Origin of the sequence: Cellulomonas hominis, assembly GCF_005239125.1 — a bacterium.
Classification (GTDB): Bacteria; Actinomycetota; Actinomycetes; order Actinomycetales; family Cellulomonadaceae; genus Cellulomonas; species Cellulomonas hominis_A.
Map to the genome: position 1 here is coordinate 1 of NZ_SZYE01000105.1, position 13344 is coordinate 13344.

Sequence of the window (13344 nt, forward strand, 5' to 3'; positions counted from 1 at the left end):
CCCGCGACGAGTGCACGCTCGGCGCGGTGCCGGCGCGGAGCGGGCGCCGGGCCGGCGCGGCGGGGGGCGCCGGGGTGACGGGGGCGGCCGTGGTGGCCTCGGTGCTGGTCATGTCGTCTCCCTCGCGGGCGGGGTGCGCCGGCCCGGGCGGGCCGGGCCGGCGCACCGGGTGGTCAGGAGTCGCCGCCGGCCTCGGTGGCCTCGACGAACGTGGTGTCGAGCAGCGCGTCCACGTCGACGTCGCCGTCGATCTGCTTCAGGGCGGCCATCTGCTCGACGAGCGCCGCGACCTGGGCCGCGTACTCGTCGTCGATCTCCCAGCGCGGCCAGATGTTCTGCACCGCCGTGTCGACGACGGCCTGGTCGATGCCGAACTCGGCGACCACCCCGTCGGCCCACGCCTGCGGGTCGGCGGCCATCTGCTCGGTGGCCCGGACGTGCGTGTCGACGACCTCCTGGACCAGCTCCGGGTCGCTCTCGATGAGCTCGCCGGTCGTGTAGAGGCCGATGTTCACGCGCCCCACCGGGGTGTCGTACGGCGAGGCGACCTCGACGGCGCCGGCCTGCAGCGCGGTCGACGGGCCGAGCTCGGCGCTCGCGAACGCGTCGATCCGGCCGGCCGCCAGCGCGGCCGCCATGTCGGAGAACGGCAGGTTCACCAGCTCGAGGTCCTCGTCGGCGTCCATCCCCGCCGCCTCCAGGGTGAGGCGGAGCAGGATCTCCTGCGACGAGCCCTGCGGGTACCCGACGGTCAGGCCGGCCAGCGACTCGACGCCGTCCAGGCCCTCGCGGCCGATGATCCCGGAGCCGCCGTCGGCCGCCGCGGCGACCACGACGACGTCCTGACCCGCCGCGGCCCCCGACACCGCGGACGGGACGCCCGCGACGCCGAAGTCGATGTTGCCGCTGACGACGGCGTTCTTGATGTCGGGCGAGGTGTCGAACTGCACGACCTCGAACTCGACGCCCTCCGGGGCGAGGTCCTCGTAGAGGAACGGGGCGTAGAGGTGCGGCTGGCCCTTGAGGGTGCCGACGGTGACCACGGTCGGGCCGTCGCCGTCGGCCGGGGCGGCACCGGCGGAGTCGGGGGAGCAGGCGGCGAGGCCGGCGACGAGCAGGACGGCGGAGGCGGTCACGAGGGGGCGGCTGAGGCGCACGGGGGTCTCTTCTCTCTCGGCGTGCTGGGGGTCGGGAGGGGTGGTCAGGGGGTCGGGGCGGGGGGCGTCCCGGCGGCGGCGCGGGCCGCGCGCCAGCCGCCGAGGTGCGTCACGTCCGTGGCGTCCGGCGCGGCGCCGGGCTGGCCGACGAAGCCGACGAGCTCGCGGCCGTCGTCGGTCCGCACGCGGCCGAGCCCGAGCGGCGCCGGGACGGACAGCAGCAGGCGGCCGAGGGCGTCGGGCGTGAGCAGCCACTCCTCGCCCGCGAGCGCGCCCCCGGTCCCGGGGGCGACGGCGTGCACGAGCGGCTTGGCGGGGGCCGTCGCGAGCGCGAGCATCCGGTAGTCCGGTGCCGTGCGGACCGGGCCGACCCAGCGGGCGCCGAGCGCCAGCAGCTCCGGGTGCAGCGGCTCGCCGCGGAGGTGCGCGCCGAACACGACGACCGGCACGCCGGCCGCCGGCAGGGGAGCGGGCGCCGGGGCGTCGGCGGCGGGCAGGGCGCGCCACCCGGCGTCGTCGGCCCGGCCGTCCCGCTCCAGCAGCGCGGCGAGGTCGAGCGCCACCTGGTCGTCGAAGGCGCGGGTGAGCACCGTGACCCCGGCCTCGCCCGCGCCGGTGGGGCCGAGCGGCATCGCGACGCCGGCCATGTCGAACAGGTTGACGAAGTTGGTGAACACCCCGAGCCGCGCGTTGGTCGTGAGCGGGGCGGCGGCGACCTCGGCGAGCGTCGGGTGCTCCGGGGCGGTCGGCACCAGCAGCGCGTCGCAGCCGTCGAGGGCGGCGAGCGCGGCGGAGCGCAGCGCGGCCACCTCGTCCCGCGCCGCCTGGTACTCGGCGGCGGTGACCCGGCCGGCGTCGGCGGCGATGCGGGCGACCGACGGGTCGGCGCCCTCGGGGTGCTGGGCCAGGTACGCACCGAAGGCCGCGTACCGCTCGGCGACCAGCCCGCCGCCGTACAGCAGCCGGGCCGCGGCGAGGAACGGCGTGAGGTCGACGACCCGCGTCGTGGCCCCGGCCTCCTGGAGCCGGGCGACCGCCGCGTCGAACCGCACCCGGACCCCCGGGGCGACCTCCGCGAGGTCGGCGTCCCTTGGCACCGCGACCACGGGCGTCGCCGGGGCGGCGAGCCGCACGTCGGCCGGCCAGGTGCGCGACGACGGGTCGAGCGCGCTCGGCGCGACCATCACCGCCATCGCCCGCCGGGCCAGGTCGAGGTCGCGGGCCAGGACGGTCACGCAGTCGTACGACGCGCACGCCGGCACGACGCCGTCCTTCGGCACCAGCCCGAGGGTGGGCTTGATGCCCACGACCCGGTTGAACGCGGCGGGGACGCGGCCCGAGCCGGCGGTGTCGGTCCCCAGGGCCAGGTCGGCGATCCCGAGCGCGACGGCGACGGCCGAGCCGGAGGACGAGCCGCCCGACACCCGGTCCGGGGCCACCGCGCTGGCCACCGCGCCGTACGGGCTGCGGCTGCCGGTGAGCCCGGTCGCGAACTGGTCGAGGTTGGTCTTGCCGAGCACGACGGCGCCCGCGGCGCGCAGCAGGTCGACGACGGTGGCCGACCGCCCGGCGACCACCTGGTGGGCGGGGTGGGCAGCGGTCGTCGGCAGGCCCGCGACGTCGATGTTGTCCTTGACGGCGAGCACCAGGCCGGCCAGCGGCAGCGGCTCCCCGGCGGCGACCCGGGCGTCGACGGCGCGCGCCTCGGCCGCCACGTCGGCGCGGTCCCGCACCAGCGTCCAGACGTCGGGGCGTCCGGCGGCGTCGAGGTCCGCGAAGGCGCGGGCGACGCGGTCGAGGGCGGTGCCGCCGGCGGTCGTGGGGGCGGTGGTCGTGGCGGTCATCGCTGCTCCTCGCGGGCCATCAGTCGGGTCATCTCCAGCGCGGCGGCGGCGCGCTCCATCACGACCTCGCGCGAGGCCCCGACGTGGGCGCGCAGCGCCTCGAGCGCCTGGGGCAGCCGGTCGCGCACCACGAGCTCGGCGATGCCGATGTGCTCGTCGATGGTCGCGGCCATCCGGTCCTCGGTGAGGTAGTCGTACATCCGCACCGACCGGATCCGGCGGTTCGTCTGGGCGAGCGCCTGCGTCAGCGCCGGGTTGCCGGACGCGTCGAGCAGCGTGAAGTGGAACCGCTCGTCCTGGCTGACGAACCCGGCGTCCGGCGCGGGGCGGTCGTCGCGGAAGCCGTACCAGTGCGCGAGCTCGCCCTCGAGCCGGGCGCGGTCGTGGTGCACCGTCGGGTCCTCGAGCGCCCGGGTCAGGCCGCGCAGCTCCAGGGTGATCCGCAGCTCGTAGAGGTCGGTCAGCTCGCGGAAGCTCGGCACGTACAGGTGCAGGCCGCTCTCGCGCTTGACCACGATCCCGTCGGCCAGCAGGCGGGCCAGCGCCTCGCGCACCGGGGTCCGGGACACGCCGTGCCGCTCGGCGAGCCGCTCCTCGGTCAGCCGCTCGTACGGGGAGACCCGGCCGCTCATCAGCTCGTCGCGGATGGTCAGGTAGACGCGCTCGCGGCGCGAGGTGGCGGAGCCCTCGGGGCCGCTCGGTGCCGCCGGCGACCCGGGGACGACGTCTGTACTCATGTCTGTATACAGAACCGGGTACATGTTTCCGCACGTGGCGGCGTGTGTTGCGGGCGCGTGACGTTTCGCGCGGGCCCGACAGCTGCTCACCGCGCCCGCGCGCGCGAGGGGGCGGGTCCGGTGGGACAGGTGCAACGGGATCCAGCGCCGGGGGGGGTGGCGGGGTGACCTGCCGGCGACGCGTCGCGACACGCCGGTGTCCGTGCGACACGCCGGGTGCCCGACGCGCCGCCGTCCGGGCGACCTGCGTCACCCCCGCGGGGGTGCGGGGGAGTTGTCCACATGTGGGCCGGCCTGTGGTCCGACCTGGGGATATCTGTGGACGAACGCGTGGATCTGCAGGGCCTCCGCGCTCGTCCTGTGTGTCAGTGGTCGCCCGTAGCCTGTGGATGGAACTGGACATCGGCGATCGTGCACAGCCTGTGGAAACGACACGTGTGTAACACCAGCCCTTGTGGTCTCTTGCCGGGCGCACCACTAGGTGTAGTGTCGTGACTCGCCGCTGGAGGAGGGCCTGGGGACGTCGGGAAGACGCCCGGGGGCCCGGCCGCAGCGGCCGAGAGCAGCATCACCAGCAGCATGCGGGGCGGGCGCGGGGGCGCACGTACCAGCCAGGCCTTTCACACCGGGGAGACAGCGATGACCATCACCGTCTACAGCAAGCCGTCCTGCGTCCAGTGCAACGCGACCTACCGCGCCATGGACAAGGCCGGCCTGCAGTACGAGGTCGTGGACATCACGGAGGACGCCGACGCGCGTGACTACGTCATGTCCCTCGGCCACCTGCAGGCGCCGGTCGTCGTGGCCGACGGCAACCACTGGTCGGGCTACCGCCCGGACCAGATCAAGGCGCTCGCCGACCGCGCTGCGGTCTCCGTCGCCTGACGCGGCCGTGCGCCGCCCGGTGACCCGGGCGGCACGGTCGCACGGGTCCACGATCCACCCGGGGCGAGGAGGGGTGGGGCGTTGAGCTCCCTGGTCTACTTCTCCTCCGTCTCGGAGAACACCCGCCGGTTCGTCGACAAGCTGGACATCGACGCCACGCGGATCCCGCTCCGTCCGTCGGAGCCGTTCCTGCACGTGCGGGACCCCTATGTCCTGGTGGTCCCCACGTACGGCGGCGGCAACGAGGGCGGCGCGGTCCCGCGGCAGGTCGTCAAGTTCCTCAACGACGCGACCAACCGCTCCCTGATCCGTGGCGTCATCGCGGCGGGGAACACCAACTTCGGCGCGCACTACTGCATGGCCGGAGACATCATCGCGGCGAAGTGCCAGGTCCCGTACCTGTACGCCTTCGAGCTCATGGGAACGACCGAGGACGTGCGACGCGTCCGAGAGGGATGGGGACGATTTTGGCAGCGACACTCACCGACGCCGGCATGACCGACGCGACCGAGGTCATCACCATCACGCCCGAGATGGACTACCACTCGCTCAACGCGATGCTGAACCTCTACGGCGCGAACGGGGAGATCCAGTTCGACAAGGACCGGGAGGCGGCGCGGCAGTACTTCCTGCAGCACGTCAACCAGAACACGGTCTTCTTCCACGACCTGGAGGAGAAGCTCGAGTACCTGGTCGAGAACAAGTACTACGAGGCCGACGTCCTCGCGCAGTACAGCCAGGACTTCATCAAGGCGCTGTTCAAGCACGCGTACTCGAAGAAATTCCGCTTCCAGACCTTCCTGGGCGCCTTCAAGTACTACACCTCGTACACGCTGAAGACGTTCGACGGCAAGCGGTACCTGGAGCGCTTCGAGGACCGCGTCGCGATGGTGTCGCTCGCCCTCGCCGAGGGTGACGAGACCTTCGCGCTGCAGCTCGTCGACGAGATCGTGTCCGGCCGCTTCCAGCCGGCGACGCCGACGTTCCTCAACCTCGGCAAGGCGCAGCGCGGCGAGCCCGTGTCCTGCTTCCTGCTGCGCATCGAGGACAACATGGAGTCGATCGCCCGCGGCATCAACTCCGCCCTGCAGCTGTCCAAGCGCGGCGGCGGCGTGGCCCTGCTGCTGTCGAACATCCGCGAGCACGGCGCGCCGATCAAGCACATCGAGAACCAGTCGTCCGGCGTCATCCCCGTGATGAAGCTGCTCGAGGACTCCTTCTCCTACGCGAACCAGCTGGGTGCCCGCCAGGGCGCCGGCGCCGTGTACCTGCACGCGCACCACCCGGACATCATGCGGTTCCTCGACACCAAGCGGGAGAACGCGGACGAGAAGATCCGCATCAAGACCCTGTCGCTGGGCGTCGTCATCCCGGACATCACGTTCGAGCTGGCCAAGAACAACGAGGACATGTACCTGTTCTCGCCGTACGACGTCGAGCGCGTCTACGGCAAGCCGTTCGCGGACGTCAACGTCTCCGAGAACTACCGCGCGATGGTCGACAACGGCCAGATCCGCAAGCAGAAGATCAAGGCCCGCGACTTCTTCCAGACGCTGGCCGAGCTGCAGTTCGAGTCGGGCTACCCGTACATCCTGTTCGAGGACACGGCCAACAAGGCCAACCCGATCAAGGGCAAGATCACGCACTCGAACCTGTGCTCGGAGATCCTGCAGGTCTCGACGCCCTCGACCTTCAACGAGGACCTGTCGTACGACCACGTCGGCCGCGACATCTCCTGCAACCTCGGCTCGATGAACATCGCGCTCGCGATGGACTCGCCGGACTTCGGCCGCTCGGTCGAGACCGCGATCCGCGCGCTCACCGCCGTGTCCGACCAGACCGACATCGAGTCGGTCCCGTCGGTGAAGCGGGCGAACCGCGGCGGTCACGCCATCGGCCTCGGGCAGATGAACCTGCACGGGTACCTGGCGCGCGAGCGGATCTTCTACGGGTCCGAGGAGGGCCTGGACTTCACGAACATCTACTTCTACACGGTGGCGTACCACGCCATCCGCGCCTCGAACCTGCTCGCCAAGGAGCGGGGCCAGGCGTTCGCCGGCTTCGAGGACTCGAAGTACGCGACCGGCGAGTACTTCCAGAAGTACATCGAGGGCACCTGGGTGCCGAAGACCGCCCGCGTCGCCGAGCTGTTCGCCACCTCCGGCGTGCACATCCCGACGCAGGACGACTGGCGCGAGCTGGCCGAGTCGGTGCGCGAGCACGGCATCTACAACCAGAACCTGCAGGCGGTCCCCCCGACCGGCTCGATCTCGTACATCAACAACTCGACGTCGTCGATCCACCCGATCGCGTCGAAGATCGAGATCCGCAAGGAGGGCAAGCTCGGCCGCGTGTACTACCCGGCGCCGTTCATGACGAACGACAACCTGGAGTACTACGACGACGCGTACGAGATCGGCTACGAGAAGATCATCGACACCTACGCCGAGGCCACGCAGCACGTGGACCAGGGCCTGTCGCTGACGCTGTTCTTCAAGGACACCGCCACCACGCGCGACATCAACAAGGCGCAGATCTACGCCTGGCGCAAGGGCATCAAGACGATCTACTACATCCGCCTGCGGCAGATGGCGCTCGAGGGCACCGAGGTCGAGGGCTGCGTCTCCTGCATGCTCTGACGCGACGTGCGCCGGCCGGGTCCGAGGCCCGGCCGGCGCGCTCGCGCGAGGGTGCACCATAGGGGGCAGACCCAGGCGGGGAGCCCCGCACGAGCCGCGGTCGGCGCGGCACCGGACACGACATGGAGCAGTGATGGCGGAGAAGCTGAAGTTGGTCGACCGGGTCCAGGCGATCAACTGGAACCGCGTCGAGGACGAGAAGGACGTCGAGGTCTGGGACCGGCTCGTCGGCAACTTCTGGCTCCCCGAGAAGGTCCCGGTGTCGAACGACATCCAGTCCTGGGCGACCCTGTCGGACGTCGAGAAGCAGATGACGACCCGCGTCTTCACGGGCCTGACCCTGCTCGACACGATCCAGGGCACCGTCGGCGCCGTCTCGCTGATCCCGGACGCGCTGACCCCGCACGAGGAGGCGGTGTACACCAACATCGCGTTCATGGAGTCGGTGCACGCCAAGTCCTACTCGTCGATCTTCTCCACGCTGATCTCCACCCGCGAGATCGACGAGGCGTTCCGCTGGTCGGAGGAGAACCCGAACCTGCAGCGCAAGGCCGAGATCGTCCTCGACTACTACCGGGGCGACGAGCCGCTCAAGCGCAAGGTCGCCTCGACCATGCTCGAGTCGTTCCTGTTCTACTCCGGCTTCTACGCGCCCATGTACTGGTCGTCGCGGGCCAAGCTCACCAACACGGCCGACCTGATCCGCCTCATCATCCGCGACGAGGCCGTGCACGGGTACTACATCGGCTACAAGTACCAGAAGGGCCTCGAGAAGCTCACCGAGCCCGAGCGCCAGGAGCTGAAGGACTACACCTTCGAGCTGCTCTTCGAGCTGTACGACAACGAGGTGGAGTACACCCAGGACCTGTACGACCCCCTGGGCCTCACCGAGGACGTCAAGGCGTTCCTGCGGTACAACGCCAACAAGGCCCTGATGAACCTGGGCTACGAGGCGCTGTTCCCGAAGGACGAGACGAACGTCAACCCGGCGATCCTCTCCGCCCTGTCCCCGAACGCCGACGAGAACCACGACTTCTTCTCCGGCTCGGGCTCCTCGTACGTCATCGGCAAGGCCGTGAACACCGAGGACGAGGACTGGGACTTCTGATCCCGGGCTGATCCCCGCAGCACCGACCGCCCCGTCGAGCCCCGTGCTCGGCGGGGCGTCGTCGTCGCGCCGGGTTCGACGGGCCGGACGGCTCGGGGCCGGGCGTCAGGCGAGCGAGCCGGTGAGGCCGGCGACCAGCACCGCCGCACCTGCGACGACCAGGAACGCCCCGCCCGCGGCCATCACGCCGGGTGACTGGGTGCGCGGGCCGACGTGCCCGCCGCGTCGCGACGATTGCAGCCGGACGCCGTCAGCCGTCCGCGCGCGTGGCGTCGACGAGCACGGTCACCTGGTCGTCGTCGCCCACGACGAACCCGCCGGTGATGTGCACCTCGATCTCGGGCCCGTCCACCGGCAGGACCCGTACGGCGCCGGCGGCGAGCAGGGCGGCCACCGGCTCGTGGCGCGCGAGGATGCCGAGCGAGCCCGCGACGGACGGCACCGTGACGCGCGCCGCCGGTCCCGACAGCAGCACCCGGTCCGGGGCGACCACGGTGACGGTCATGGTGCGGGGACCGGTCGGGTCCGACGCCGGAGCGGGCTGGGGGGCGGTCACGCGAGTCGTCCTGACGTCCGGGGGCTGGTCCGTCGAGTCTTCCGGCCCGGTGCGCGCGAGCGGGTCCCGAAGGTCGTGATCCGCGGGCGGTCGACTGTGCTAGCGCCCACCCGCGACGTCGTCCGTCGCCGCGGCGCCCGCCCGGCGCCGCGTCCGCAGCCACTGCACCAGGCTCGTCACCGCGGTGAGCCCGACCGCCACGACCACCAGCCCGGTGACGTACCGCTCGAGGCCCGGGACCCGGGTGCCGAGCGCCCAGCCGGCCAGGGGGATCGCGCACGCCCACACGGTGCCGCCCGCGACCTGCCACACGGTGAAGGTCCGTGCGGGGACCTGCGTCATGCCGGCGAGCGGGTTGATCACCGTCCGCACGACCGGGATGAACCGCGCGAGCACGATCGTGCGCGCCGTCCCGTACCGCTCGACCATGGCGCCCGCGCGGTCGAGCGCCGCGTGCAGCCGCCCGTCGGGGGAGGTCCGGGTGACCCACCGCCCACCCGCGCGGCCGAGCAGGTAGCCGCCCTGGGCGCCGAGCAGCGCGCCGGCGGTCGCGGCGAGGAGCACGCCCGCGAGCGGGAGGCGCGGGTCGGGGCCGGCGGCGAAGACCCCCGCGGCCAGGAGCAGCGTGTCGCCCGGCAGCAGGAACCCCACGAGCAGGCCGGTCTCGAGGAGCAGGATCACGAAGATCCCGCCGACCCCGAACGCCGTGAGGAGGCTGCCGGGGTCGAGGAGGTTCACCCGTCCAGTATCCGCCCGCCGGCGAGACGTGGGATGACGCGGACGGGTGAGCGCGGGGTGACGCGCGCCTCCCTCCCGAGGTCAGCCGCCCGACGTCGCCTCCTGGCCCGGGCGGACGACGGGGTCGGCCCTCCGGCCGCGGCGGCGCCGAGGACGGCCGCGGCGACGAGCCCCCGCACCGCGTACCGTCGCGACCGTGCCCTCTCTGCTGCTGCTCTCCCTCGGCCACGGTGCCGTGCCCGCCTTCCTCGCCGACCACGCACCGACCGGCCGCCCGCTGACGCTCGGGTACGTCCCCGACGCGGCCCGCGCCGACGCGGCCGCGCCCTGGGCCGTCGCCGAGCGGGAGCGCGTCGCCGGTCTGGGGCACGCGGTGGTCGACGTCCGCCTCACCGGCGCGACCGCACAGGAGGTGGCCGACGCCCTCGAGGGCGTCGACGCCCTCTACGTCGCCGGCGGCAACACGTTCGCCCTGCTCGACGCCCTGCGGTCGTCCGGGGCCGACGCGGTGGTCACCGAGCGCGTCCGCGGCGGGCTGCCCTACATCGGCTCCAGCGCGGGGTCGATCGTCGCCGGCCCCAGCGCCGAGCCCGCCACGCTCATGGACGACCCCGCCGAGGCGCCGGGGCTCACCGACCGGCGCGGCCTCGGGCTGACGGACGCGGTCGTCGTCCCGCACGCCGACGGCAAGCTGCCGCCGTACCCGCTGGAGCTCATCGGTCGCACGCTGGACCGGTACGGGTCGGACCACGAGCTGGTGCCGCTGTGCGACGACGAGGCCCTGCTGATCACGGGCCCGGGCTGGACGGTCGTGACCTCGGCTTGACCGTGCGGCGGCACCGCCCCGGCCGCGGCCGGCCCGAGGGGGGTACTGACAGGGCTCCGCTCCCGGCGTGAGACGGCGGCCGGGACGGGGCATGGTGGAGGTGCACCCCGATCCCTCCCCGAGGAGACCCCCACCCGATGCGTGCCACCTTCATGTACGGCGCGGGCGACGTCCGCGTCGAGCAGACCGCCGAGCCCGTCCTCCAGCAGCCGACCGACGCGATCGTGCGCACGGTCCGCGCGTGCGTCTGCGGCTCCGACCTGCACCCGTACCACTCGATGCCCGCCGCCGAGCACGGCCAGTCGATGGGCCACGAGCTCATCGGCGTCGTCGAGGAGACGGGCTCCGCCGTCACCTCGGTGCGGAAGGGCGACTTCGTCATCGCCCCGTTCGCGTTCAGCGACAACACCTGCCCGATCTGCCGCGACGGCTTCCAGACCGCGTGCCCGCACGGCGGGTTCTACGCGACCCCGCAGACGAACGGCCTGCAGGCCGAGCTGTCCCGGATCCCGCTGGCCGACGGCAGCCTGGTCGTCGTCCCGGACGTCGACCCCTCGACGGCGGACGAGTCGCTCCTCGCCTCGCTGCTGACGCTGTCGGACGTCTACCTGACCGGCTACCACGCGGCGCACATGGGCCGGGTCGAGGCCGGGAAGTCCGTCACGGTGATCGGCGACGGCGCCGTCGGCCTCTCGGCGGTGCTCGCCGCGCGCCAGCTGGGTGCCGAGCGGATCGTCCTCATGGGCCGGCACACCGCCCGCACCGACCTGGGCCGCGAGTTCGGCGCGACCGACGTCGTCGCGGAGCGCGGCGAGGAGGGCGTCGCGCGCGTCCTGGACCTGACGGACGGGCAGGGCACGCACGTCGTGCTCGAGGCCGTCGGGCACATGCCGGCCTACGAGCAGGCCTACGGCGTCGTGCGCGCCGGCGGCGTGATCTCCCGCGTCGGCGTCCCGCAGTACGAGGAGGCGCCCGTGGGGTTCGGGTCGCTGTTCGGCCGCAACATCACGCTCAACGGCGGCCCGGCCCCGGTGCGCGCCTACCTCGAGCACGCGATCACGCAGGTCCTGGACGGCACGATCGACCCGGGCCGGGTGTTCGACCGCACCGTGCCGCTGGACGACGCCGCCGACGCGTACCGGGCGATGGACGCGCGCGAGGCGCTCAAGGTCATGCTCCGCCCGTGAACCTCGCCGACTTCCTCGCGCACGTCGACGCGGGCCGGACGATCGTGGGCGGCTCCGCCGAGCACGCCTTCATGCACGCCGCCGCCCAGGAGGCCCTCCGGACGGTCGCCGAGCTGAACGGCGGGTACCGGACGCCGGACGAGGTCCGTGACCTGCTGGCCCGGCTCACCGGCCGACCGGTCGACGCGTCGGTCACCCTGTTCCCGCCGTTCGCCACGGAGTTCGGCAAGAACCTGGTGCTGGGCGCCCGGGTCTTCGTCAACCAGGGGTGCCGGTTCCAGGACACCGGCGGCATCCGGATCGGCGACGACACCCTGATCGGCCACGGCACGACGCTGACCACGCTGAACCACGCCCTCGACCCCGCCCGGCGCGCCGACATGACACCCGCGCCGGTGGTCATCGGCCGCCGGGTGTGGATCGGCGCGTCGGTCACGGTCGTCCCCGGCGTCACGATCGGCGACGGCGCGGTGGTCGGGGCCGGCGCCGTCGTCACCAGGGACGTGCCGCCGGACGTCGTCGTCGCCGGGGTGCCGGCGCGCGTGGTGCGCCCGACGGGCTTCGACTCGACCGCGTCCTGACGACCCCGGCGCCGGCCCGGACGGGCCCGGCCGTGCACGCGGTCGCGCTAGGGTCCGGCCATGAGCGACCAGCACCCGACCGCGGCCCCCGGCGACCCGCAGCCCGAGGGGGCGCCGCCCGGGCCGTCGCCGTACGGGCCCGGCCCGGGCGCCGGGCAGCCGGACGCCTCCCCGTCCGCGCCGTACGCCGCCCCTTACCCGGCGCAGCCGTACCCGGGCCAGCCCGCCGGGGGCGACCCGTACGCCGCCGCGCCTGGTGGCGACCCGTACGCCGCACCTCCCTACGGCGACCCGTACGCCGCCGCCCCGTACGGCGACCCCTACGCCGCCGCGCAGCCCTACCCGGCCCAGCAGCCCGAGCCCCACCCGGCGGCCTACGCCGCGCCCGGGTACGCCGTCGCCCCGTACTCCGCCCCGGGGTACGCCTCCGCCTACCCGGTGGCGTACGGCACCGACCCGCTCACCGGCCTCGCGTGGTCCGACAAGTCCAAGACGACCGCGGGCCTGCTGCAGCTGCTGCTGCCGCTGGTGGGGGTCTGCGGCGTCGGCCGGCTGTACGCCGGGCAGACCGCCATCGGCCTGGCGCAGCTCCTCGGGTTCTTCGTCGGCTGCGTCCTGATGGTCGTGCTCATCGGGTTCGTCGTCGCCCCCGCGGTCTGGCTGTGGGCGGTCGTCGACGGCATCGTGCTGCTCACGACCGGGGGCCGGGACCAGTACGGCCGCCTGCTGCGGTAGCCCGGCGCCCGGGTGGCGGGTCGCCCGGCCCCGTAGGGTCGGGCGCATGACGAGTCCCGCGCCGGCCGGCCGGCGCTGAGCCGTGCTCCTCGCCCTCGTGCTCGTCGGCCTGGCCGTCGCGGTGCTGTCCCGGCGGCTCGCGTGGGTGCGGGACCGGCTGCCCGTCCCGGCGACGACGATCCTGGCCTGGACCGCCGCGGGCGTGGTGGGCATCGCGCTCGCGCCCGTCGGCACCGGGACCGGACGGGTCGTGCTGGCCGGGGTCGCCGCGGCGGCCGCGGGCGCGCTGGTGATCGCCGCCGCCGGGTGGGTGGTCGGCGCCGTGCGGCCGCACCTGGCGCGGCGGCGGGC

At 73.4% G+C, this 13344-nt stretch carries 14 protein-coding genes; 9 read left to right on the top strand and 5 right to left on the bottom strand.

Features of this window, described 5'->3' with window-relative positions:
- Nucleotides 1-173: 173 nt before the first annotated feature.
- The 3 genes from FA014_RS12715 to FA014_RS12725 are packed head-to-tail and all read right to left on the bottom strand — an operon-like array spanning nt 174 to nt 3738.
- The gene (locus tag FA014_RS12715) at nt 174-1157 is read right to left on the bottom strand and encodes an ABC transporter substrate-binding protein (RefSeq protein ID WP_154730044.1); all 984 of its coding nucleotides are present in this window, start codon (nt 1155-1157) and stop codon (nt 174-176) included.
- Nucleotides 1158-1201: 44 nt separating this feature from the next.
- Complete coding sequence (gene atzF, locus FA014_RS12720; RefSeq protein WP_154730045.1) at nt 1202-3001, bottom strand: allophanate hydrolase; 1800 nt, start codon at nt 2999-3001, stop codon at nt 1202-1204.
- Nucleotides 2998-3738: a GntR family transcriptional regulator gene (locus FA014_RS12725; protein ID WP_154730046.1), complete on the bottom strand. Its 741-nt coding sequence runs from the start codon at nt 3736-3738 to the stop codon at nt 2998-3000. Before FA014_RS12725 ends, atzF begins: the two co-directional genes overlap by 4 nt.
- Before the next feature lie 639 nt (nt 3739-4377).
- On the opposite strand from FA014_RS12725, the gene nrdH reads away from it, so the two are divergent.
- The 4 genes from nrdH to nrdF all read left to right on the top strand — a co-directional run bounded on the left by nrdH (nt 4378) and on the right by nrdF (nt 8370).
- Nucleotides 4378-4623 (top strand): glutaredoxin-like protein NrdH, encoded by a 246-nt coding sequence (gene nrdH / locus FA014_RS12730; protein WP_147795259.1) that lies wholly within the window; start codon nt 4378-4380, stop codon nt 4621-4623.
- 81 nt (nt 4624-4704) lie between these two features.
- Entirely contained in the window at nt 4705-5121 is a 417-nt protein-coding gene (nrdI, locus tag FA014_RS12735) for a class Ib ribonucleoside-diphosphate reductase assembly flavoprotein NrdI (protein WP_147795260.1), read from the top strand.
- The gene (gene nrdE / locus FA014_RS12740; RefSeq protein WP_154730047.1) at nt 5118-7262 is read left to right on the top strand and encodes a class 1b ribonucleoside-diphosphate reductase subunit alpha; all 2145 of its coding nucleotides are present in this window, start codon (nt 5118-5120) and stop codon (nt 7260-7262) included. The genes nrdI and nrdE overlap by 4 nt, the downstream gene beginning before the upstream one ends.
- A gap of 133 nt (nt 7263-7395) precedes the next feature.
- A complete protein-coding gene (gene nrdF, locus FA014_RS12745; RefSeq protein WP_154730048.1) occupies nt 7396-8370 on the top strand; it encodes a class 1b ribonucleoside-diphosphate reductase subunit beta in 975 nt (324 codons plus the stop codon).
- Between the two features lie 250 nt (nt 8371-8620).
- On the opposite strand, the gene FA014_RS12750 is transcribed toward nrdF, so the two are convergent.
- Together FA014_RS12750 and FA014_RS12755 are read right to left on the bottom strand one after the other, a co-directional pair.
- Complete coding sequence (locus FA014_RS12750) at nt 8621-8926, bottom strand: F0F1 ATP synthase subunit epsilon (RefSeq protein ID WP_230323122.1); 306 nt, start codon at nt 8924-8926, stop codon at nt 8621-8623.
- Nucleotides 8927-9025: 99 nt separating this feature from the next.
- Entirely contained in the window at nt 9026-9664 is a 639-nt protein-coding gene (locus FA014_RS12755; RefSeq protein ID WP_154730049.1) for a DedA family protein, read from the bottom strand.
- Nucleotides 9665-9860: 196 nt separating this feature from the next.
- Here FA014_RS12755 and FA014_RS12760 point away from each other — a divergent pair, with 196 nt between their 5' ends.
- The 5 genes from FA014_RS12760 to FA014_RS12780 all read left to right on the top strand — a co-directional run.
- Nucleotides 9861-10490: a Type 1 glutamine amidotransferase-like domain-containing protein gene (locus FA014_RS12760; protein WP_154730050.1), complete on the top strand. Its 630-nt coding sequence runs from the start codon at nt 9861-9863 to the stop codon at nt 10488-10490.
- 137 nt (nt 10491-10627) lie between these two features.
- The gene (locus tag FA014_RS12765) at nt 10628-11677 is read left to right on the top strand and encodes a zinc-binding dehydrogenase (RefSeq protein ID WP_195969278.1); all 1050 of its coding nucleotides are present in this window, start codon (nt 10628-10630) and stop codon (nt 11675-11677) included.
- Nucleotides 11674-12258 (top strand): DapH/DapD/GlmU-related protein, encoded by a 585-nt coding sequence (locus tag FA014_RS12770; protein ID WP_195969279.1) that lies wholly within the window; start codon nt 11674-11676, stop codon nt 12256-12258. The genes FA014_RS12765 and FA014_RS12770 overlap by 4 nt, the downstream gene beginning before the upstream one ends.
- A 60-nt stretch (nt 12259-12318) precedes the next feature.
- The gene (locus FA014_RS12775) at nt 12319-12993 is read left to right on the top strand and encodes an NINE protein (RefSeq protein ID WP_154730051.1); all 675 of its coding nucleotides are present in this window, start codon (nt 12319-12321) and stop codon (nt 12991-12993) included.
- 82 nt (nt 12994-13075) lie between these two features.
- A partial coding sequence (locus FA014_RS12780; protein WP_419178400.1) for a hypothetical protein occupies nt 13076-13344 on the top strand: 269 nt, incomplete at its 3' end.